This is a genomic window from Deltaproteobacteria bacterium (assembly GCA_003696105.1).
Taxonomy (GTDB): Bacteria; Myxococcota_A; Polyangia; order Haliangiales; family J016; genus J016.
On sequence record RFGE01000306.1, the window covers coordinates 1 to 20,126 of the forward strand.

The following is a 20,126-nucleotide window of genomic DNA, read 5'->3' on the forward strand; positions in this document are numbered from 1 at the left end:
CGGCGGGGACGGCGCCGCCGGCCGCTCGCGCGCGGGGGCAGGCGCCGGGCGCGCCGCCGCGGCTCGCGGCCGGGTCCGGGCCGCGCGTCGTGCCCGCGCCGCCGCTCGCTCCCGGCGCGCGGCGGCGGGTGCGAGCACCGCGCGCGACCGTGCCGCCGCCGCTGCCGGCCGCCGCGCCGGCCCGCGCGCTCGCCCCGGTTCTGTGGATGGTCGCCGGCGCGTGTGTCGCGCTCGCCGCGGTGTGGGCGCTCCGCCCGACGGACGCCGCGCGCGCGCCGGCGGCCGCGGTCGCCGCTCCGATCGCAGACGGCGAGCTGGCTGCGCTCGAACTCGCACTCCCCGCCGCCACCCCGGCGGAGCGCGCTGCGCCGGCGCCCGCGGTGGACGTCGACATGGCCCCGGGCGAGGTGGACCTCGGCGAGGTGGACCTCGCGCCGCCCGCCGAAGAGGCGCCGGCGCCGGCGGCGGACGCCGACATGGCCCCGGGCGAGGTGGACCTCGCGCCGCACGCCGAACAGGCGCCGGCGGCGGACGCCGTCGAGCGCACCGGCGCGGCCGACCTCGCCGTCGCGCCGCGCGCGCCGTCGCCGCCCGCGGCCCGCGGCCTGCCTGCGGGCGATGACATGGCCGGCGCCGGCGAGGCCGCGTTCGACCCGGCGCGCGCCGCTGCCGCCGCGCTCGACGGCGTCCGCTCGTGTTTTGCGCCGTCGCGGCTCGCGCGCGGCGTCACCCTCGGCGTGTCGCTGCGCTTCCCCGCCGGCGACGCGCGCGCCGATCGCGTCTACTACGCTCCCGGCCAGGACCTCGACCCACTCGAGCGCGCGTGCGTCACGGCGCAGCTCACCGGCGCGTCGGCCGGCGCCGCTCCCGACCGAGCGACCGTCGCGGTCTACACCCTGTGGCTGCGCCGCGACGGCGGCCGCTTCCGGTGGAAGCTCGCGCGTTGACGCGCGCGCACCGGGCGGGTCGCAGCGGCCCGCGTCCGGCCGCCCCGCGGCCGCGGCCGGAGCAGCCGCCGCCTGGCCCCGCGCCCGGTGAGCCGCCGGCCCGAGCGGCGGCGGGCGCCGTCGCGCCCGGACGCGCCGGGCGGGACGCGTTACCATGGAGCCGGGGGTCAGGGTGTCTCGACGCTGCGCCGACGACGGCCGGGGAGCGTCCCGGTATCGCGTGGTTCGCCTGCTCGGCCAGGGGGGCATGGGCGCGGTCTACGAGGCGATCGACCGCGCGCTCGGCGAACGCGTCGCGCTCAAGACGCTGCGCAAGCCGTCGGCGCATCTGCTGTACGCGCTCAAGCGTGAGTTCCGCGTGCTGCAGGACATTCGCCACCCCAACGTCGTGCGGCTCCGGGAGCTGTTCGAGGACGAGGGGCGCTGGTTCGTCGCGATGGACCTGCTGCGCGGCGTGGATTTCGTCGCGTACGCCCGCGGTCGCGATGCGCCGGCCGCGGTCGCGCTCGCCGAGACGCTCGCGGCGGAGACGGGGATCGGTTCCGCCGTCACCGCGGCCACCGAGGCCGGCCGGGCCGGCCCCCTGCCGACCCCGCCGGTCGCGCGCTCTGCGTCCGCGGTCGACGGCGGCGAGGCGGGCGGGCCGCCGCCGGCCGAACGGCGGCCGCCGACGCGCGCCGACGAGGCGCGCCTGCGCCGGGCGCTCGCCGGAGCGGTCGACGGTCTCGCCGCGCTGCACGCCGCCGGCGTCGTCCACCGCGACATCAAGCCGTCGAACGTGCTCGTCACGTCGGCCGGCCGCGCCGTGTTGGTCGACTTCGGCCTCGCACACGCGCCAGTCGGCGGCCGCGACCCGGCGACCGGACGGCGCCAACTGATCGGCACGCCCGGCTTCATGGCGCCCGAACAGTACCGGGGCGGCGACGTGACGCCCGCCGCGGACGTGTACAGCCTCGGCGCGACGCTGTACGAAGCGCTCGCCGGGCGTCCCCCGTTTACGGGCAACGCGATCGCGATCGCGGACGCCATCGCAGCGGGGCCGCCGCCTCCGCCGTCGGCGTGGGCGCGCGGCATTCCGCCGGACCTGGACGAGCTGTGCGCCGCCATGTTGCGCGTCCATCCGAACGAACGGCCGACGCTGGACGACGTGCGCGCGGTCGTCGGCCAGGTCGACGTCGCGGCGCCGGTCGCGGCCGCGCCGCCGTCGTCGGAAGGCCGATCGGAGGCGCGGTCGCTCGGCTCGCTGTCGTCGCGCGGCGCCTCCGCGCGCGCGTCCGGGCCGTTCGTCGGCCGGCGCCGCCAGCTGTCGGCGCTCGCGAGCGCGCTCGCCGACGTGGCGCCGGGCCGGCCGGTCGCGGTGTTCGTCGAGGGGGCGTCGGGAATCGGCAAGACGGCGCTGGTGGACGCCTTCGTCGCGTCGCTCGAGCCGCGCCGCGCGGTCGTCCTGCGCGGTCGTTGTTACGAGCGCGAGTCGGTTCCCTACAAGGCGTTCGACGCGCTCGTCGACGACCTGGCGTGGTACGTCGAATCGCTGGCGCCCGAGGAGCGCGCCGCCGTGCGCCCCGAGCGAATGGACGCGCTGGTGCGGCTGTTTCCGGTGTTGTCCGTCATCGACCCCGTGGCGCACGCGGGCGACCCGCGCGAGGACCCCGACGCGGTGCGCGCGGCTGCGGTCGCGGCGCTCAAGCAACTGCTCGCGAACGTCGCTCGCGAGCGGACGGTCGTACTCGCGATCGACGACCTGCACTGGGGGGACGCCGACAGCGCCCGATTGCTGCGCGAGCTGCTTCGGCCGCCCGATGCGCCCGCCGCTCTCGTCGTCGGCACCTACCGGGCGGACGACGTCGACGCGCCGATGGTGCGCGACCTCGTCGCCGATCACCGGCGCATCGCCGTCGAGCCGCTGTCGGCCGACGAGGCGCGGCAGCTCGTCGCCGCGCTCGCCGCCGACGTCGGCCAGGCGTCGTTGGCGGCGCAGGCGGACGCGATCGCGCGCGAAAGCGGCGGCAGCCCGCTGCTGCTCGGCGAGATGGTGCGCCACGTCGGCGCGCGCGGCGCGTTGCCCGCGGGGGCCGGCGACGGCGGTGCGCTGCTCGACCGGGTGATCGCGGAGCGGATCGCCGACTTGACGGCGGATGCGGCGGCGGTGCTGCGCGCGGCGGCGGTCATCGGTCGCCCGATCGCGCGCCGGCTGGCGATCCGGGTCGCGGGACTGGACCGGGCCGCCGGCCGGCGCGCCGTCGACGAACTCGTCGCCGCCCGGATGGTGCGGACGACCCCGCGCCGCGACGTCGTCGTGTTTCACGATCGCTTGCGCGAGGCCGTCGTTCGGTCGCTGGCCGAGCGCGAGGCGCGCGACGTGTTCGAGCGCGTCGCGCGCCACCTCGACGAGGCCCAGTGGGAGCGCGCCGACCTCGTCGGGCTCGAGCAGGTCGCCGCGGCCGATCCGCCGCGCGCGCTGCGGCTCGCGCTGCGCGCCGCCCGCCGGTCGGAGCGGGCGCTCGCGTTCGATCGCGCCGTGCGGCTGTACGAACTGGCGCTGCGTCTGGCGCCCGACGCCGACCGCAGCGCGCTGCAGCTCCGCTATGCCCGTGCGCTGCAGTTCGCGGGGTTCTTTGCCGATGCCGCGCGCGTGTTCGAGCACCTCGCGGACGCCGCCGAAACCGCCGGCGCCGCGGCGGCCGGCGCGCGGGGTGGGCGGCCGGCGCGAGACCCGGTCGACCTGCGGCGCGCCGCCGCGGATTGCTACCTGCGCGGCGGCCACATCGACGCGGGCATCGCGCAGCTCGACCGCGTCGCCGCGCACTTCGGCGTGCGCGTCGGCCGCACGCGCGCGCGCACGCTGGCCGCGATCGCCATAAACCGCGCGCGCCTCGCCGTCCGCGGCTTGCGCTGGCGCGCGCGCGACGCGGCGGACTGCGATCCGCGCGAGCGGGCGCGGCTCGACAGCCTGTTCGCCGCAGCGACCGCGCTCGGCGTCGTCGACTACCTGCGCGGCGCGGTCGTCCAGTCGGAACACCTGTTGGCCGCGCTGCGCCTCGGCGAGCCGCATTGCGTGTGTCGCGCGCTCGCCTCGGAGGCGGCCTTCCTCGCGGCGGGCGGAGGCCGCCGCGCCGCGCGCGCCGAGCGGCTGGTGCGCGACGTGCTCGTGCTCGCCGAGGAGCTCGGCGACCGCTACCTGCTGGCCGGCGCCTACCTCGGCGCGGGCCACCTGCGGTTTTTCTTCGGCCAGTATCCCGCGGCGCACGACCACTTTGCCGCGGCGGCGGCGCACCTGGCCGGGTGTCCCGACACGTGGTGGGAACGCGGCGCGGTCGACTATTGGGACCACCTCGTTCGCGGCAGCATGGGAGACTTCGCGTGGCTGGCCGACAGCGTGCCGCGCAAGCTGCGCGAGGCGGACGAGCGCAACGACCGCTACACCGCGAGCGTGTACCGCGGTCATCCGGTCGTGTGGGTGCGGCTGGCCGCGGATCAGCCCGACGCCGTCGACGACGAACTCGAGATCGCGGTGCGCGGTTGGCCAACCGACGCGTACTACCAGGCGCATTACGTGACCGCGACCGGCCGCATCATGAAGCTGTTGTACCAGCGACGATATGAGGATGCGCTGGCGCGTCTCGACGAGGTGCGCCCGATCGCGCGCGCGCTGCAGATCCACCGCATGCCGTATCTCCGCGCCGAGCTCGACAAGCTGCGCGGGCTCGCGGGCCTGGGCGCGGGGGACCGGCGCGCGGCACGCCGCGCGATTCGCGCGCTCGAGCGCTACGGCGCGCCGGTCGCGCGCGGCTACGCGGCGCTGTTTCGCGCGCCGCTCGCGCTGGCCGACGGCGACCGGCGCGCGGCGCGGCGCGCGCTCGACGAAGCGGCGACGTGGTTCGACGGTTGCGGAGCGCGCGGGGATGCCGCGGCCTGTCGCTTTCGCGCGGGGCAGCTCGCCGGCGGCGAGGCGGGCGATGCGCTGATCGCCGAGGCGTACGCCTGGGCGGAGGCGCAGCGGGTGGCCAATCCGGCGGCGATGTTCGACTATCTCGCACCGGGATTCGACGGGAGGCGCTGACGGATGCAGCGGGATCGAGACGAGGTCGACGCGATTGCGCGGCGGATGGCCGCGGCCGCGGCGGCGGGCGTGCGGGCGCGAGCGGCAGCCGACGGCTTCGCGCTGCGCGACGCGCACGCCAAGGGCCACGCCTGTGCGCACGCGACGTTCGAGGTGGCCGGCGACCTGCCGGACGAGCTGGCCCACGGGCTGTTCGCGAACCCGGGGCGTTATCGCGCGTGGATTCGCTTCTCCAACGCGGCCGCGCGCGTGCGGCCGGACCGCCGGCGCGACGTCCGCGGCATGGCGATCAAGGTGATGGGGGTCGACGGCGAGGCCGCGACCGGCGGCCGCGCGACGACGCAGGACTTCTTGTTGATCGACACGCCGCGGTTCTTCGTGGCGACCGCGCGCGACTACGAGGCGTTCGAGCGCGGCCGGCTCGGCTTCTTGCTGCGCCATCCGGCGGCGCTGCGCGCGCTCGCTTGCATGTTGCGCGCGCCGCGCCACCCGCTCGCTTGCACGTACTTCGGCGTCACACCGTACCGGCTCGGCGACGGCGCGATGCGGTTCCGCGCGGTGCCCGACGGGCGGCCGGCGGCGCGCAAGCTGGCGCGCGGCGAGCCGGACGCGCTGTTCGTCGCGCTGTTCGACGCGCTCGCCGCCGGCTCCGCGCGGTTTGCGTTCGAGGTGCAGCGCCTGGCGGTGCGAAACGGCGGCGCGGTCGAGCCGCTCGGACCGTATCGGCGGGTCGCCACCATCGACATGCCCGCGCAGAACGTCGCGCACGGCGATCAGGTATGGTTCGGCGAGCAGCTCGCGTTCTCGCCGTGGACCGCGCTGGCGGCGCACGCGCCGCTCGGCGAGATCAACCGCGTGCGCCGCCGCGTGTACGCGGCCGTGTCCGCCGCGCGCCACGCGGTCGACGGCGAGCCGGCGCGCGAGCCGGACCCGTCGTCCGTCGACCGCCTGCACCGCACGGAACGGCTGCATCCGTCGGTGCACCAACACACGCCACAGGACGAGTTCGCCGCCGCCGCAGCGATCGCGCCCGGTCACCGGGCCGCCGTGGTCGACGCGCTCGCCGCGATCGACGCCGAGCTGCCGAAGGGCGGCCCCCCGCCCGCGGGCGACGTGGCGCTGCCGCTTCACCGGCTCGACACGCTTCACTTCGCGCGGCTCGTCGTCATCCGCGACGACCTGGTGCTCGCGTGCAACTTCGACGGCGCGCGCGACGCGTTCGTCGACGCGCTCGTGGCCGCGTGCGGCGACGGGCTCGACGCGTTGTTTCGCCACTGCGAGGGCTACCCGGGGCGCGAGCGACTGGCCGAGTTCTTGCGCGCGCGCGCGGTGCGAGCGGAGGCGTTCTACACGGGCACGCCGGGCCGATCGGTCCACCGCATCCGCGCCGAGGCGGACCTGCGCCGGCGGATCGACGACTTCCTCGACCGCGGCGCGCCGCCCGGCGGCTGGTCGGCGGTGCCGCCCGAGCAGATCCGGCGCCGCATCCAACGGTTCGTCGCGACGCGGGTGTCCAAGGAGTGGCTGATGCGGCCGCCGCCCGCCCCGCGCAACTGGCGGCCCGTCGCCAACGCCGCCGCGGGCGCGCTGGCGATCGCGCTGCCGGCGCTCGCGATCGCGGTCGCCGGTGTGCGCGGCGCCGCGGCGGTCGCGGCGGTCGCCGTCGCCGGCCTGCTCGCGTACGTCGCGTTGCGCGCGCGCCTGCTCGCACACGACGTCGCCGACGACGCGGTGCGCCGGCCGGTGGCGGCCGACGCCGACCCGATCGAAGGGCCCGTTCCCGTGCAAAACTGGCTCACCCACGTCGCCACCGTCAAGCCGAGCCGCTTCCGCATGCGGCTGTTGCGCACCGTGCTGCGCGTGGTCGACCTGCGCGCGCGCTACGAGTTCAACCAGGGGCACCTGGCCGGCATCCCGAGCATTCACTTCGCGCGGTGGATGTTGCTTCCCGGCCGGCGCCTCGTGTTCTTCAGCAACTACGACGGGACGTGGGACGCGTACCTCGACGACTTCATCGAGCGCGCGGCGGACGGCCTCACCGGCGTGTGGAGCAACACGGAGGACTTTCCGCGCACGCGCCCGGTGTTTCGGTTCGGCGCCACCGACGACCGCGCGTTCAAGCAATGGACGCGCGCCCACCAGGTCGACACCCAGGTCTGGTACAGCGCGTACCCCGACCTGACGGTGGCCGAGATCAACCAGAACAGCGCCATCCGCGCCGGGTTGTACGGCGACCTGCGCGGACCGGCGCTGCGCCGGTGGCTGCGGCGGTTCGGGAGGGCGGCATGACGCTCGCGTTCGACGACATTCAGGGGATCGCGCTGCGCGGCTACGGCGAAAAGCGCCACGCCGCCTACGCGCTGGTGCGCTTCGCGGACCCGGTCGCGGCGCGCGGCTGGCTCGCGCGCGTCGACGTGACCGCCGCGACGGACTGCCGGCGTCCCGGCCATCCCGGCGAGGACGACCGCCGGGCGCGGCGGCGCGCCGAGCCGCTGGCGGTCAACGTCGCGCTGTCGGCGGCGGGCCTGCGCGCGCTCGGCTACGCGGACCGCGCGGTGCTGTCGCGCGCGTTCTGGGCGGGCATGGCGGCGGACCGCGCGCGGCGCGCCACCGGCGACCCGGCCCCGGACCAGTGGGAGTGGTCGGATGCCCGCGTGCACGCGGTCGTGCTCGCGTTCGCCGCCACCGCCGAGGCGGTCGACCGGGCGCTGGCGGACCTGCGCGCCGAGCGCGGCCTGACGGTCGTGCGCGTGTTGCCGACCGTCGACCTCGGCGGGGTCGAGCACTTCGGGTTTCGCGACGGCATCTCGCAGCCGCGGCTCGTGCCCGCGCCGGGCGAGCGCGGCGACCCGCCCGGCGAGTTCGTGTTCGGCTACCCGGACGCGCGCGGCCGGGTGGACGGCCGCGCCGACATCCGTTGTAACGGCAGCTATCTGGTGTTCCGCCAGCTCCGCCAGGACGTGCGCGCGTGGTGGGCGGCGATGGCGCGCTTCGCCCCGCCGCTGCCCGGGCGCGGCGACGGCGACGCGCGTGTGTGGTTGGCGTCGAAGCTCGTCGGCCGCTGGCCGTCCGGTGCGCCGCTGGCGTTCGCGCCCGACGTCGACCCGGGCGCCGGCGCGGTGCCCGCCGACGGCTTCGGCTATCGCGACGACCCGGACGGCCTGCGGTGTCCGGTGGGCGCGCACATCCGCCGCACCCACCCGCGCGACGGGCTGTTCGGCGACACGGCCGAGCAGGCGCGGCGTGTCACCGAGCGCCACCGCATCCTCCGGCGCGGGCGCCCGTACGGCCCGCCGACCGGCTTGTCCGCGGCCGACATGGCGCGGCGGCCGGAGGCGATCGACGGCGCGGATCGCGGTCTGCACTTCCTGTGTCTCAACGCCGACCTCGTGCGCCAGTTCGAGTTCGTCCAGCAGACGTGGGCGAACAACGGCAAGTTCGGCGGCCTCGCCGACGACCCGGACCCGCTGGTCGGCCGGTGGCCGCGCCGTCACGCCACCGTTCCGCGCGATCCGGTGCGGCTGCGGCTCGTCGGCTTGCCCGAGGTGACGGAGCTGCGGGGCGGCGGCTACTTCTTCTTGCCCGGCGTGCGCGCCCTGCGCGCGATCGCGGCCGGTGCGGACTTGGCGGCGCCGCCCGGGCCGGTATGATGACGACGATGCGATGCGCGCGAGGGTGGGTGATCGCCGTCGCCGTCGCCGTCGGCTGCGGCGGCCGCAGCGTGCCCGAGCGGAGCCGGCCGGAGTCCGGGGCGGACGCGGCGCCGCCCGCGGCCGAGCCGGCGGGACCGCCGCTGGTCAAGCGCTCGGAGATCGGCCTCGTCATCGACGGCGGGCGCGTCGAGCTGTCCATCACCAACGAGGTCGGCGCGGTCGACCTCGTGCCGGTCGCGGAGGTCGACGGCCCGTGCGCCGAGGTGCCGCCGGTCGCCGGCGGCGTGTGGGGCGTGCGGTGCGCGTCGGTCCGCCTCGAACTGGTCCACCGGCCCCCGGACCTCGTCGTGCTGCGCGCGCCGGCCGGCGACGAGCCGCCGTCGTTCGACGTGTGGCGCGCGGTGCGGTTGCCCGAGGGCGGCCGCATCGAGTTCGTGCGGTAGGCGCCGGTTTCGCTGCGGCCGCCCGCGCCGACATACCCGCGTCGACGGAAGCAGCCCCGAGGCGGCCCCGGCGCGTCGTGCGGTTGTGGGGGGCGACGGCGCCGTACGCGCCATCTGGATCCGCCCCCCCAAAAAAAGGGGAGAAATGCCGCTCGCAGGATGGTAGATCCGTGGAGTAGGGTAGGGGCAAGGCGGTGTGAGCATGAAGCCGGAACTCGACAGTGCGGAGCTGATCGCCCAGCTCGAAGAAGCGCAGGACGTGGCGGGGCTCGGCAGCTGGCACTGGGACGTGCGCGCCGACGTCGTGACCTGGTCGCGCAAGCTCTACGAGATTTACGGGCTCGACCCGGAGTCGTTCGGCGCGTCGTACGCCGCCTACCTCGAGCGCGTGCACCCCGACGACCGCGAGCGGGTCGACCGCATCGTGCGCACCGCGCTCGAAACCCGGCAGGACATGGCGTTCGAGGAGCGGATCGTGCGGCCGGACGGCCAGGTTCGCTGGCTGCGCAGCGTCGGCCGGGTGCGCCTCGGACCGGACGGCGAGGTCGCCGGCATGACCGGTACCTGTCTGGACATCACCGGCGAAAAGCAGCGCGCGATCGCGCTCGAGGAACTGGAGGCCTACGCGTACACCGTGTCGCACGACCTCAAGCAGCCGCTGCGCGCGGTCGACGGGTTTGCGCGCGCGCTCGCCGAGGAGTACGGCGACCGGCTCGACGACACCGCGCGCGAGTACCTCGACCGGATCGCGGCGGCGGTCGAAAAGATGTCCGGCATGATCGACGGCCTGCTCGCGCTGTCGCGCGTCGCGCGCGGGGCTCGCACTTCCGAGCCGGTCGACCTCGCCGCGCTCGCTCGCCGCGCGGCGGCGGACCTGCGCGCGGCCGACCCGCGGCGCGACGTCCGCTTCGACATCGCGGAATCGCTCCCGGTGGCCGGCGATCCGCGGCTGCTGGCGATCTTGGTCGACAACCTGCTGGGCAACGCGTGGAAGTTCACGGCCGGCCGCGCGCCGGCGGTGATCGAGGTGGGCCGCACCGGCGACGGCGCCCTGTTCGTGCGGGACAACGGCGCCGGGTTCGATCCGACTGCCGCGGCGGACCCGTTCGAGCCGTTCGCGCGGCTGCACTCGTCCAGCGAGTTTGCCGGGACGGGGGTCGGCCTGGCGACCGTCAAGCGGATCGTCGACCGCCACGGCGGCCGCGTATGGATCGAATCGGCGCCCGGCGCGGGGACGACGGTCTACTTCACCCTGCCGTAACCGGCATCCGGCGCCGGAGGACTACCGGGGGCTTGGGTCGCTCGCACCGCGCTCGCGAGGCGGTCAGAACCCGAACTGCAGCCCGAGGTTGACGTCGAGCTCGACGGCGAAGTTGGGCTGCACGCCCTGGAACTCGTCGACCACGGGGATGCCCGCGATCGCGTTGATCTCGGCGATGAACGCCACCGGCCCGCCGAGCGGCTTGCGGTAGCCGACGCCGCCGGCGACGAGCAACGGGCCGCTGGCCGCGGTGTCGATGTCGCCCTTGCCGTCGGCGGGCGGGGGCGTGAGCTTGACGGTGTGGCGGATGACGCCGCCGCCGATGCCGCCGCTGAGCACGACGCCCGCGCCGGTGGCCGACGGGGCGTAGCGCACGCGCACCAGCGCGCCCGGCGCGCCGGTGGACGCCTCCTCGCGGTTGGCATCGAGCGGAAAGCCCATGCGGAACGCGGCCGACAGCGTGAGCTGCGGCGACAGGTACACGCCCAACTCCGAGAACAGGTGGAACACGGCCGGCGCGAAGCAGCAGCCCACGTCGGCGTTGAGCTGTTCGGTCGTGCCGCTCACGTAGCCGCCGCCGCTGCCGGCGGCCACCGACAGGAACACCGTGTCGCCGCCCGCGGTCGCCGTCGCGCCGACGCTGGCGTCTGCGCCCGCGTCGCCGTCACCGTCGCCGCGCCCCCGTGCGCCGCCGCCCGCGAGCACGTCGGGCACCTCGTCGGCGCCGGTCACCTCGAGCAAGTGCGGCGATTGTCGCGACCCGCTGGCCGCGATCGCCTTGCCGGCGGCGTTCTCGGCCGCGATGAAGTAGTGGACCCACGGGCCGTGCAATGCCTTGCCCGGGATGGCGGCCTCGTAGTCGCAGGCGCCGGAGCGCTGCATCGGCACCGCGCGGAACTCGGTCGAGCCGTCGGCTCGGTAGTACAGCACCACCCGATCGGCCTGCAGCGACGGCGCCACCTTGGCCGTCACCGTGCGGTCGGCGCCGGCGGGAGCCGTGTCCAGCGGCACGTGTTGGACCCCGGTGAGCGCGTCGCAGCCGCCGCTGGCCGCCTTGCCCTTGCCGCCGCCGGATCCGACGCCCGCCTCCGCGCGCACCTCCTCGAGCAGGTCGCGCATTTCGGCGGTGCGGTACGCGTCGTCGAGCTGGATCGACGGATCGATCGATACGGCGTCCATGAACGCGAGCTTGGCGCTGTCGATGTCCTCGAGCCCGGCGAAGTACACGATCCCCAGATACATGTACGCCTCGGCCAGCGCCTTGCTCCGCTCGAGGTGGTTCTTCTTCGCGAGCACCACGGCCTCGAGCAGCAGCTTGCGCGCCTGCTCGTACTCGAGCATGTCGAAGTGCTCCATGGCCTTCTTGGTGTGCTCGCGCACCTGCGCCTCGGCCTTGGGCCCGGCGGTCGCCGTGCCCGCGGTGACGAGCACCAGGAGCAGGGCTGCGACACCGGATCGCAACACGGTCGTCATGAGCCGCTTTTAGCACACGGCCGCCCGGCCGTTGGCGCGCGCCCGCGCGCAGCCGCTGACAGGCCGGTCCGTCCGGGTCGGCTGCTCCGGCGGGTCAGTCGCCCTCGGGAACGAGCAAGAAGTGGGCGTTCGCCGCCGCGATCGGCCGGTCCGGGTCGTCCTGCCACGCCCATGCGCGGACGTTGGCGACGCGGCGCCCGTGGCGGATGAACTCCGCGCGCGCGAACGTATCCAGCGGCTTGCCCGACCGCAGGTATTCCACCGTGATGTTGATGGTCTTGGGCAGCTTGACCGTCTCGGCCTCGACCAGCAGCTTGAACACGGCGGTCGATTCGAGCAGGGCGCCGAGGGTCCCGCCGTGCAGCGCCTGGATCCTCGCGTTGCCGATCAGGTGATCCGAGAACGCGAGCCGCCCGACGAGTTCGCCGTCGCGCAGGTGCATCGAGATGCCCATGAATTGCAGATACGGAATCAGCCGCACGAGCCCGTCGACGTTCCCCGTGTCGCGGGCCAGCCGGATCGCGTCGAACATCGCGCGGCTCACGGCGACTCCGCAGCGGCGGCGGACGTCTTGCCGTCCGCGAAGATGACGAACGTACCCGCGGCCGACGCGATCGGATCGGCCGGGTCGTCGTGGTAGGCGAGCGCGCGCACGAACGCGACGTGGCGCGTGCACTTGTAGCAGGTGGCGTGGCAGCGCACGTCCGCGCCGGGGGTGGTCGGCTTGAGGTAGTCGATGCGCAGGTCGAGCGTCGCGATGCGCAGCGGCTTGCGCAGCACCACGAATACGGCGACGCCGCAGGTCGCGTCGATCAAACTGGTGATCGCGCCGCCGTGCAAGAAGCCGGTCTCGGGATTGCCGATCAGCCGGTCGGCGTGCGGCAGCACCGAGATCGCGCCGTCCGGCGCGAGGTCCGCGATCTGCAAGCCCAGCGCCTTGTTGTGCGGCACCGCGTTGGCGAACCACTGGTTGACGACCTCGACGGTCGGTTGGAAACCCGCCACGCGCGGCAGTATAGTGGACCGCGTCGTGGAAGTCTTCGCCGGCGACAGCGCGCTGGCCCGGGTGCGCGCGATCGCGGCGCGCCACGGGTTGTCGATCGACCACCCGGACGCGGTGCGCGCGCACGTCGCGGCCCTCGGCGGCGACGCCGGCACGGACGATCGCTCGCTGGCCGACATGACCGACTTGCCGTTCGTCACGATCGACTACGACCAGTCGCGCGACCTCGACCAGGCGGTGTTCGCGGCGCGCCGCGGCGGCGGCTTCGAGGTCGTCTACGCGATCGCCGACGCGGCGTGGTTCGCGCCGCCGGACGGGCCGGTGTTCGCCGACGCGCTCGCGCGCGGCGCGAGCTTCTACCTGCCCGGCCTGATGATCCCGATGCTGCCGCGCGAGCTGTGCGAGGACCTGGCGTCGCTGCGCGAGGGCGTAGACCGGCGCGCGCTCGCGTTTTGCATGCGCGTCGACGCCGACGGCCGCGCGCTTGCGACCGACGTGCGCCGCGCGCGCGTTCGCAGCCGCCGCAAGCTCACGTACGACGGCGTCCAGCGCCACTACGACGAGGGCATCCTCGGCGGCCAGGACTACACGGAGACGCTCGACGTGGTGCGCGAGGTCGGCGTGCGGCGCCGCGCGCTGGCCGACGCGCGCGACGTGGTGCGCTACGACCGGCTCGAACTCGTGCTGGACCTCACCGGTGACGGGCGCCACGTTCGCATCCGCGGCGCGCGGCGCAATCGGGCGCAACAGGTCAACGAGGAGCTGTCGCTCCTGTGCAACGTCGAGGGCGCGCGGCTGCTCGCCGGCAAGCCGGCGGTGTTTCGCGTGCACCCGCCGCCGCCCGCGGAGGCGCTCGACGGACTGTGCGCGGCGATCGAGGAGCTGATCGCCGTACGCCGGCTCGACCCGGCCGTGTGGCGGTGGCGGCGCGCGGAGGGCGAGTCGCTCGCCGACTACGTGGACCGTCTGCCCGACGGCGACCGGCTGTCGGACGCACTCCAGCGCCAGGCGATGTTGATCGCGGAACCGGCGCGTTACTCGACGCGACCCGGTCCGCACTGGGGCATCGGCGCCGCGGCCTACGCGCGGCTGTCGGCGCCGATGCGCGAGATCGTCGGCATCGTCAACGAGCTGGCGCTGGTCGGACCGCCCGCGCCCGCGACCCTCGTCGACCGCGCGGTCGACGCGGGCAACCGCGCGCGCGACCTTCAGCGCCAACTCGACAAGGACGCGCACCGCGTCGCGCTCGACTGGCTGTTCGAGCGCGATCGGGCCAGGCCGCTCGGGCAGCGCCCCGTGCGGACCGGCACCGTGATGGGCGCCAAGGCGACCAAGCTGTACGTGCGGCTCGACGAGCCGCCGATCGAGGTCAAGGTGTACGGCGACTATCGGGTGGACGGTCGTTTCGAGGTCGTCGCCGGCCGCCGGCGGATCCGCGTGGGCGACGAGGTCGCGGTGGTGGTCGCGGACCGCCGCGCCGACGACCGGTGGGTGCTGCAGCTCGCGTGACCGGCGGCGAGGCGGATGCGGCGGCCGGCGGGCGGGCGCTGCCGCGCGCGCGATCGGCCGCGCGACGAGTGCCCGATCGCGCCCCGCAGCGGATGGCCGTACGCTATACTCGCGGCGTCGGGGAAGGAGGCGCGGTGAACACGCAGATTCGCACGGTTCTGGAGGCCAAGGGCTCTCACGTCGAGACGATCGGGCCCGATGCGACGGTGGCTGACGCCGTGAGGCGCATGAACGAGGCGCGCATCGGCGCTCTCCTGGTGGTCGACGAGCAGGGCGGGCGGCAGCGCCCCGCCGGCATCTTCACCGAGCGCGACGTGCTCACGCGCGTCGTCGCCGCCGGTCGCGATCCGGCCGCGACCTCGGTGCGGGAGGTGATGAGCACACCTCTGGTCGTGATCCGGCCGGAGACGACGGTGCAGGAGGCGATGATGGTCGTCACCGAAAAGCGCTGCCGCCACTTGCCGGTCATGCGCGGCGACGACCTCGTCGGCCTCGTGTCGATCGGCGATCTCACCCGCGCGCTGCTGCGGGAGCAGCAGGCCAAGATCGACGATCTGGTCACGTACATCACCTGGGGGTGACCGATCGGCGCGCGCGGCGCGCCCGCGTATACTCCGCGCGTGGTGCGCATCTGCTTCGTCTGCCTCGGCAACATCTGCCGGTCCCCGACCGCGGAGGCGGTGATGCGGCATCTGATTCGCGAGCGCGGCCTCGACGACCAGATTGTCGTCGACAGTGCCGGCACGGACGCCTACCACGCGGGGGAGCCGCCGGACGCCCGCGCGGTGGCGGCGGCGCGTCGCCGCGGCATCGAAGTCGGTGGCACCGCGCGCCGCTTTCGCCGCGCCGACTTCGCCCGGTTCGACTACGTGATCGCGATGGACACCGACAACTACGACCGCCTGCGCAGGCTCGCTCCCGACGCCGCTGCCCGCGCCAAGGTGCACCTGCTTCGGTCGTTCGACCCGAACGCCGGCGACGATCTGGACGTGCCCGACCCGTACTATGGCGGCCGCGCCGGGTTCGATCGCGTGCTCGACCTGTGCGACGCCGCGTGCCGGGGCCTGCTCGACCGCATCGCGCCATGACGCCGCACGTGGCAGACGCGGTCGCGCGCCGTCTCGGTGCGGCGGTCGTCGGGGCGCGCCCGGTCGGCGGCGGCGACATCAACGACGCCTACGCGGTCGACCTCGCCGACGGCCGGCGCGTGTTCGTCAAGGTCAACGCGCGCGCGCCGGACGATCTGTTCGCCGCCGAGGCCCACGGCCTCGCGTGGCTCGCCGAGGCGGCCGCTTTGCGCGTGCCGAAGGTGCTCGCCATCGGGCCGGCGTTCCTGGTGCTCGAATACCTGGCGCCCGGCCGCCGCGCGCGCGACTACGACGAGCAGTTCGGGCGCGGGTTGGCGGCGCTGCACCGGTTCGGCGCGCCGCAGTTCGGCCTCGACCGGGACAACTACATCGGCCGGCTGCCGCAGGCGAACGCGCCCTGCGCGGACTGGGCCGAGTTCTATCGGTCGCGGCGGCTCGTGCCCCAGGTGCGGCGGGCGGCGGACGCCGGGTGGATCGGCGGCTCGTTGCGAGCCTCGCTCGACCGGCTGTGCGACCGCATCGACGTCGCCGTCGGCCCGGCGGAGCCGCCAGCGCGGCTGCACGGCGACCTGTGGTCGGGCAACGCCCACGTGGGCCCGGCCGGCGAGCCGTGCCTGATCGACCCGGCCGCGTACGGCGGCCACCGCGAGGTCGATCTGGCGATGATGCAGCTATTCGGCGGGTTCGGCGCGCGGGTCTTCGATGCGTACGCCGAGGCCTACCCGCTGGCGCCCGACTGGCGCGACCGCATGCCGCTTTACCAGTTGTACTTTCTGCTCGTGCACGTGAATCTGTTCGGAGCCGGGTACGTCCCGCAGGTCGAGGCCGCGCTGCGCCGTTGCCCGTAGCGCGCGCCGCCGCCGTGCGGGGGGCGGCGGGGAACGCGCACGTCGCTACCACGGCGCGATCGCGGCCACCGTGCGCGCGAGGTCGACGACGCCGTGCGGGTCGGGGTCCGGCGGTGCGGTCCCGCGCAGCTCGGCCAGCCTCCCGCGCGCGGCGAGCCCGAAGGTCTCGAGCCCGCATCCGGCGGCGCGCGCGGCGGCCTCGGCGAAGATGTCGGCCGCGCGGGCGTCGTCGCCGGCCCGATGGGCGAGCGCGCCGAGAACCAGCGCGCCGGCGAGATCGCCGTACGCGACCTGCTCGCGCCGGAGCTTGCGCGCCAGCCGGCGGATCGCCCCGTGGTGACGTTCGTCGCCGGTGAGCAGCAGCAGGCGCGCGCGCAGCCACCGCGACACGATCCGCACGATCTGGACGTAGCGCAGCAGCGACGCGTCCAGGCGGTCGAGGCGCGCGAGCAGCTCCGGCACGCGGTCGGAGGCGCGCTCGTAGCACGCGATGACGCACTCCGCTTCCAACTGATAATAATGTTGTAACTGAAACTCGTCGCTGGGCGCGTTCCACCGGGCTTTTGCCAGATGGTGGCGCGCGCGGTCGGGCTGGTCGGCGGCGAGCCAACCCCACACGGAGGTCCGCCGCAGCGTCGTCTCCGCGTACAAGTCGCCCCGGCGGCGCGCGTCCTGAATCCACTCGCGCGCGGCGTCGCGCACCTCGGCAAAGCGCCCGCCGAAGCGCAGGCAGAACATCCGGAACACGCGCGCGTTGATCAAACCCCAGTGGGCAAACGGCAGCCGCAAGAATGCGTCCTCGGCGGCTTCGAGCAGGCGAATTGCCTCGTTCACGTCCCCGGCGAAGTAGCGGATGAGGCCGTCGGCGAGTTGCGCCCACGCCGGCACCGACGCGTCGTCGAACTCGACGGCGAGTTGGCGGGCAGTGGCGACGTAGCGCGCGGCCCGCGCGCGCGGTCCCGACCCCCAGCAGGCGAGCGTGATCGCCTCGTCGCACATGCCCTGGGCGATCCGGTGCGGCTCGCCCGTGCGCAGGGCCGCGAGCATGCGGCGCGTGTGAAAGATCTCGCCGTGCACCGGATCGATGAACGCGAGGCCGTGCGCCATCCGCGCGAACACGTCGATCTTGGTGAAGTGCAGCGGCGGCACTTCGTACGCGCGTCGCGCGCGAAACCGAAATCCGCGCACGCGCAGGCGGCCGCGCAGCCACAGGAGCCGGAGCACCGACCGGATGGACGACGCGGGCAGCGACTCGCCCACCTCGGCCAGAACCCGGTCGACCATGGCGAGGCCCTCGTCGAAGTGTCCGCTCATGAGCGCCTGCTCGGCCGCGCGCCCGTGGCAGTCGATGCGCGTGTTCGCATCCGCGTGCTCGGCGGCCGCGGCGTACTCGGCCGCGGCCGAGATGCCGCGGCCTGCGCTCGCGAGCGCGTTGGCGAGCGCGTAGTGGACCGGCCCGCGCTCGGCGGCAGGCAACACGTCCAGCTGCAGCGCGAAGCGGTACAACGCGGCCGCGCGGTCGAATGCGAGCTGCTCGTAGGCTCGCTCGGCGGCCGCGAGCGCGTGTTGGAGTGCGAGGTCCGCACGGCCCGCGGCGGAAAAGTGGATGGCGAGCGCCTCCGGGTCGACGTCGTCGCTGACCGCGAGCGCCTTCGCGATGCGCATGTGGACCTCGCGGCGCTGGTCGTCGTCGAGCCCGCGCGCGGCGGCGTCGCGCACGCGATCGTGGTACGGCTCGATCTTGTCGTCGGCGCGGGCGCCCGTGCAACGGACGAGGCGGGCGTCGACGAGGTCCAGCACGATGCGGCCGTGCTGCGCGCCGAGCCGCGCCGCGTCGCGCGCGACGTCCACTCGCAGGGGCACGCTCGCGAGCGCCACCGTCGACAGCAGCGCGCCGTGCGCGTCGGACAGGGCCGCGATGCGGTGGGCGAGGAGCGAATCGACCGTGAGGCCGGTCTCGAGCGAGTGATCGTCGGGAAGGGCGGCGTAGTAGGTCGCCAGCTCGGTGGCAAACAACGGGTTGCCTTTGGCCTCCGCGACGATGTGGTCCACCAGGGCGGCGGGGGCGTCCGGCGCGTGGGCCCCGACGATGGCGCGAACGTCGTCGTCCTTCAGTGGGCCGATGTCCAGTCGGGTCGCGGCGAACGCGCGGTCTCCGACCTCTTCGCGCACGGCCCGCAGAAATGGGCTCGAGTCGACCGCGTCGCTGCGCGCGGCGCCGACGAACAGCACGCCGCGCATCGGGCTGCGCAGCCACTGCGCGACGAACTCCACACTGTCGAGATCGCCCCACTGCAGGTCGTCGATCACGGCGACGACCGGCTGGGCGTCCGCGAGTGCCTCGATCGCCGTGCGCAGTCCGGCGAACGCGCGGCGCCGGCGCTCGATCGGATCGTAGGGAGACGGCGACGGCTGCCAGCGCATCTCACCGAGGGGGATGCGAGCGATCGGAAACACCGGCGACATGACGTCGAGCGCGTCGCGGATGGCGTCGCTGAGGTCCGCTCGCTTGCGGACGTTCGCGCACAGCGCATCGACCAGACCGTCGAGCGCCTTGTGCGGGATCGTCTCGCGCTCGTAGCAGCGGCCGCGGAGGACCACGGCGCCGGCGCGCGCCGCGCGCTCGCAAAACTGGTCGAGCACGGTCGTCTTGCCGATGCCGGACGGCCCGGTGACGAACACGCTCGCCCCGCGAGCGGCACCGGTGGCGGGCACGCGCTGTTCGAGTCGCGCGAGTTCGTCGGACCGGACCGCCACGCGCCGGTCGGCTTGCGACGGATGGGTCGTTGCGCCCGCCGACTCGGCGCCGAGCAGCGCGAAGATCTCATCCGCCGCCGGGCGCGCCCGCGGATCGGGGTCGAGCAATGCGACGGCCAGCGACGCCAGGTCGCGGGCGGCAGGCGGCAGGTCGGGGCGCCGTTGGTCGGGCGGAACCGGCCGCGAGGGCTCGGGCGCAATGGCGAGCGTGGCTGGCCGGTCGGGAAACGGGTGCAGCCCCGTGAGCGCTTCGTACAGGACGACACCAAAGCTGTACCAGTCGCTCGCGGGCGTCGGACGTTCGCCGGCGAGGACCTCGGGCGCCATGTAGCGCGGCGTGCCGGCGATGCCCCCGCCGGCGTCCTCGTCGTCGTGCAGCGCCTCCAGGATGATGCCGAAGTCCAACAAGACGACGCGGCCCGCGTGGGTGACGAGGATGTTCGATGGCTTGATGTCGCAGTGGATGCGGCCGTGCTCGTGCAGCGCGTGGATGCCCGCGGCGAGCTGGCGCGCCGCCGCGCGCAGCCGGTCGGGGTCGGCCGGCGTGCGCAACACGCGGCGCGACGGTCGCGAGGTTGGGGCGCCGCTCGGCGTCGCGGTCCCACTCGGCGACGCCGGGACGGTCGGAGCGGTTCGGGCGATGCTCGTGGTGGTTGCGGCATTGCACGCGACCGCGGCCGTCGGCGCGGCCTCGTCGCCGGCCGTCGCGACGCGCGCGCCGACGTAGTCGAAAAACGGCACGCCGTCGACGAGTTCCATCACGAGGCGCCAGCCGTCGTCGTCGGCCTCGAATTCGTACAGGCGCACCAGGTTCGGGTGCTGGATGTTGGCGAGCAGGCGGAACTCGCGCTTGAACCGCAGCAGCGAGTGCGCGTCGCGCCGCAGCAACGTCTTGACCGCGACCCGCTCACCGGTCTCCCGGTCGACCGCTTCGTGGACGGCGCCCATGCCCCCGCGACCGAGCGGGCGGACGATCGCGTACCGCGGCGTATCGCTCAGCATCCGACCCCTCGATCGGCGGGCGTCGGTCCGCTACCGAGGATCGCGCGGCACATCGCGGGGCCAGCAAATCGGGCCGGCGAAG

At 74.9% G+C, this 20,126-nt stretch carries 14 protein-coding genes; 10 read left to right on the top strand and 4 right to left on the bottom strand.

The genetic code is table 11. The annotated features are described in order from the left end of the window. The 6 genes from D6689_19250 to D6689_19275 all read left to right on the top strand — a co-directional run. Positions 1-947, top strand: a 947-nt coding sequence (locus D6689_19250; GenBank protein RMH38518.1) for a hypothetical protein, incomplete at its 5' end; no start/stop codon positions are given. A gap of 154 nt (positions 948-1,101) precedes the next feature. Then, positions 1,102-5,007, top strand: a complete 3,906-nt coding sequence (locus D6689_19255) for a hypothetical protein (protein RMH38519.1) — start codon at positions 1,102-1,104, stop codon at positions 5,005-5,007. A 3-nt stretch (positions 5,008-5,010) separates the two neighbouring features. Then, entirely contained in the window at positions 5,011-7,296 is a 2,286-nt protein-coding gene (locus D6689_19260; GenBank protein RMH38520.1) for a catalase, read from the top strand. Next, on the top strand, positions 7,293-8,657 hold the full coding sequence (locus D6689_19265; GenBank protein ID RMH38537.1) for a peroxidase: 1,365 nt from the start codon (positions 7,293-7,295) through the stop codon (positions 8,655-8,657). Before D6689_19260 ends, D6689_19265 begins: the two co-directional genes overlap by 4 nt. Before the next feature lie 8 nt (positions 8,658-8,665). Continuing rightward, positions 8,666-9,103, top strand: coding sequence for a hypothetical protein (locus D6689_19270; protein ID RMH38521.1), 438 nt, complete (start codon positions 8,666-8,668; stop codon positions 9,101-9,103). A gap of 202 nt (positions 9,104-9,305) precedes the next feature. Next, positions 9,306-10,364, top strand: coding sequence for a PAS domain S-box protein (locus D6689_19275; GenBank protein ID RMH38522.1), 1,059 nt, complete (start codon positions 9,306-9,308; stop codon positions 10,362-10,364). Positions 10,365-10,427: 63 nt separating this feature from the next. Here the strand turns inward: D6689_19275 and D6689_19280 are convergent, their stop codons facing one another. The 3 genes from D6689_19280 to D6689_19290 form a co-directional block, all read right to left on the bottom strand. Next, positions 10,428-11,837: a hypothetical protein gene (locus D6689_19280; GenBank protein RMH38523.1), complete on the bottom strand. Its 1,410-nt coding sequence runs from the start codon at positions 11,835-11,837 to the stop codon at positions 10,428-10,430. A 94-nt stretch (positions 11,838-11,931) separates the two neighbouring features. After that, entirely contained in the window at positions 11,932-12,369 is a 438-nt protein-coding gene (locus D6689_19285; protein ID RMH38538.1) for a PaaI family thioesterase, read from the bottom strand. Between the two features lie 8 nt (positions 12,370-12,377). Next, positions 12,378-13,019: a PaaI family thioesterase gene (locus D6689_19290; protein ID RMH38539.1), complete on the bottom strand. Its 642-nt coding sequence runs from the start codon at positions 13,017-13,019 to the stop codon at positions 12,378-12,380. Between D6689_19290 and D6689_19295 the strand changes: the two genes are divergently transcribed. The 4 genes from D6689_19295 (at position 13,018) to D6689_19310 (ending at position 16,285) form a co-directional block, all read left to right on the top strand. Further along, positions 13,018-14,349 carry an RNB domain-containing ribonuclease gene (locus tag D6689_19295; protein RMH38524.1) on the top strand — a complete coding sequence of 444 codons (1,332 nt, stop codon included), beginning with the start codon at positions 13,018-13,020 and terminating at the stop codon, positions 14,347-14,349. The two genes, D6689_19290 and D6689_19295, sit on opposite strands and share 2 nt — an antisense overlap. Before the next feature lie 92 nt (positions 14,350-14,441). Continuing rightward, a complete protein-coding gene (locus D6689_19300) occupies positions 14,442-14,930 on the top strand; it encodes a CBS domain-containing protein (GenBank protein ID RMH38540.1) in 489 nt (162 codons plus the stop codon). A gap of 42 nt (positions 14,931-14,972) precedes the next feature. Next, positions 14,973-15,437, top strand: a complete 465-nt coding sequence (locus D6689_19305; GenBank protein RMH38541.1) for a low molecular weight phosphotyrosine protein phosphatase — start codon at positions 14,973-14,975, stop codon at positions 15,435-15,437. Beyond that, positions 15,434-16,285 carry a fructosamine kinase gene (locus tag D6689_19310; protein ID RMH38525.1) on the top strand — a complete coding sequence of 284 codons (852 nt, stop codon included), beginning with the start codon at positions 15,434-15,436 and terminating at the stop codon, positions 16,283-16,285. Before D6689_19305 ends, D6689_19310 begins: the two co-directional genes overlap by 4 nt. Positions 16,286-16,330: 45 nt before the next feature. On the opposite strand, the gene D6689_19315 is transcribed toward D6689_19310, so the two are convergent. Beyond that, entirely contained in the window at positions 16,331-20,044 is a 3,714-nt protein-coding gene (locus tag D6689_19315; GenBank protein ID RMH38526.1) for a hypothetical protein, read from the bottom strand. Positions 20,045-20,126: the final 82 nt, after the last annotated feature.

Coding starts and splice junctions, on each gene's coding strand:
- D6689_19300 (RMH38540.1), top strand. CDS start 14,442: ATGGCCGTACGCTATACTCGCGGCGTCGGGGAAGGAGGCGCGGTGAAC.
- D6689_19280 (RMH38523.1), bottom strand. CDS start 11,837: ATGACGACCGTGTTGCGATCCGGTGTCGCAGCCCTGCTCCTGGTGCTC.
- D6689_19260 (RMH38520.1), top strand. CDS start 5,011: ATGCAGCGGGATCGAGACGAGGTCGACGCGATTGCGCGGCGGATGGCC.
- D6689_19255 (RMH38519.1), top strand. CDS start 1,102: ATGGAGCCGGGGGTCAGGGTGTCTCGACGCTGCGCCGACGACGGCCGG.
- D6689_19265 (RMH38537.1), top strand. CDS start 7,293: ATGACGCTCGCGTTCGACGACATTCAGGGGATCGCGCTGCGCGGCTAC.
- D6689_19310 (RMH38525.1), top strand. CDS start 15,434: ATGACGCCGCACGTGGCAGACGCGGTCGCGCGCCGTCTCGGTGCGGCG.
- D6689_19290 (RMH38539.1), bottom strand. CDS start 13,019: ATGTCGGCCAGCGAGCGATCGTCCGTGCCGGCGTCGCCGCCGAGGGCC.
- D6689_19270 (RMH38521.1), top strand. CDS start 8,666: ATGCGATGCGCGCGAGGGTGGGTGATCGCCGTCGCCGTCGCCGTCGGC.
- D6689_19295 (RMH38524.1), top strand. CDS start 13,018: ATGACCGACTTGCCGTTCGTCACGATCGACTACGACCAGTCGCGCGAC.
- D6689_19315 (RMH38526.1), bottom strand. CDS start 20,044: ATGCTGAGCGATACGCCGCGGTACGCGATCGTCCGCCCGCTCGGTCGC.
- D6689_19275 (RMH38522.1), top strand. CDS start 9,306: ATGAAGCCGGAACTCGACAGTGCGGAGCTGATCGCCCAGCTCGAAGAA.
- D6689_19285 (RMH38538.1), bottom strand. CDS start 12,369: ATGTTCGACGCGATCCGGCTGGCCCGCGACACGGGGAACGTCGACGGG.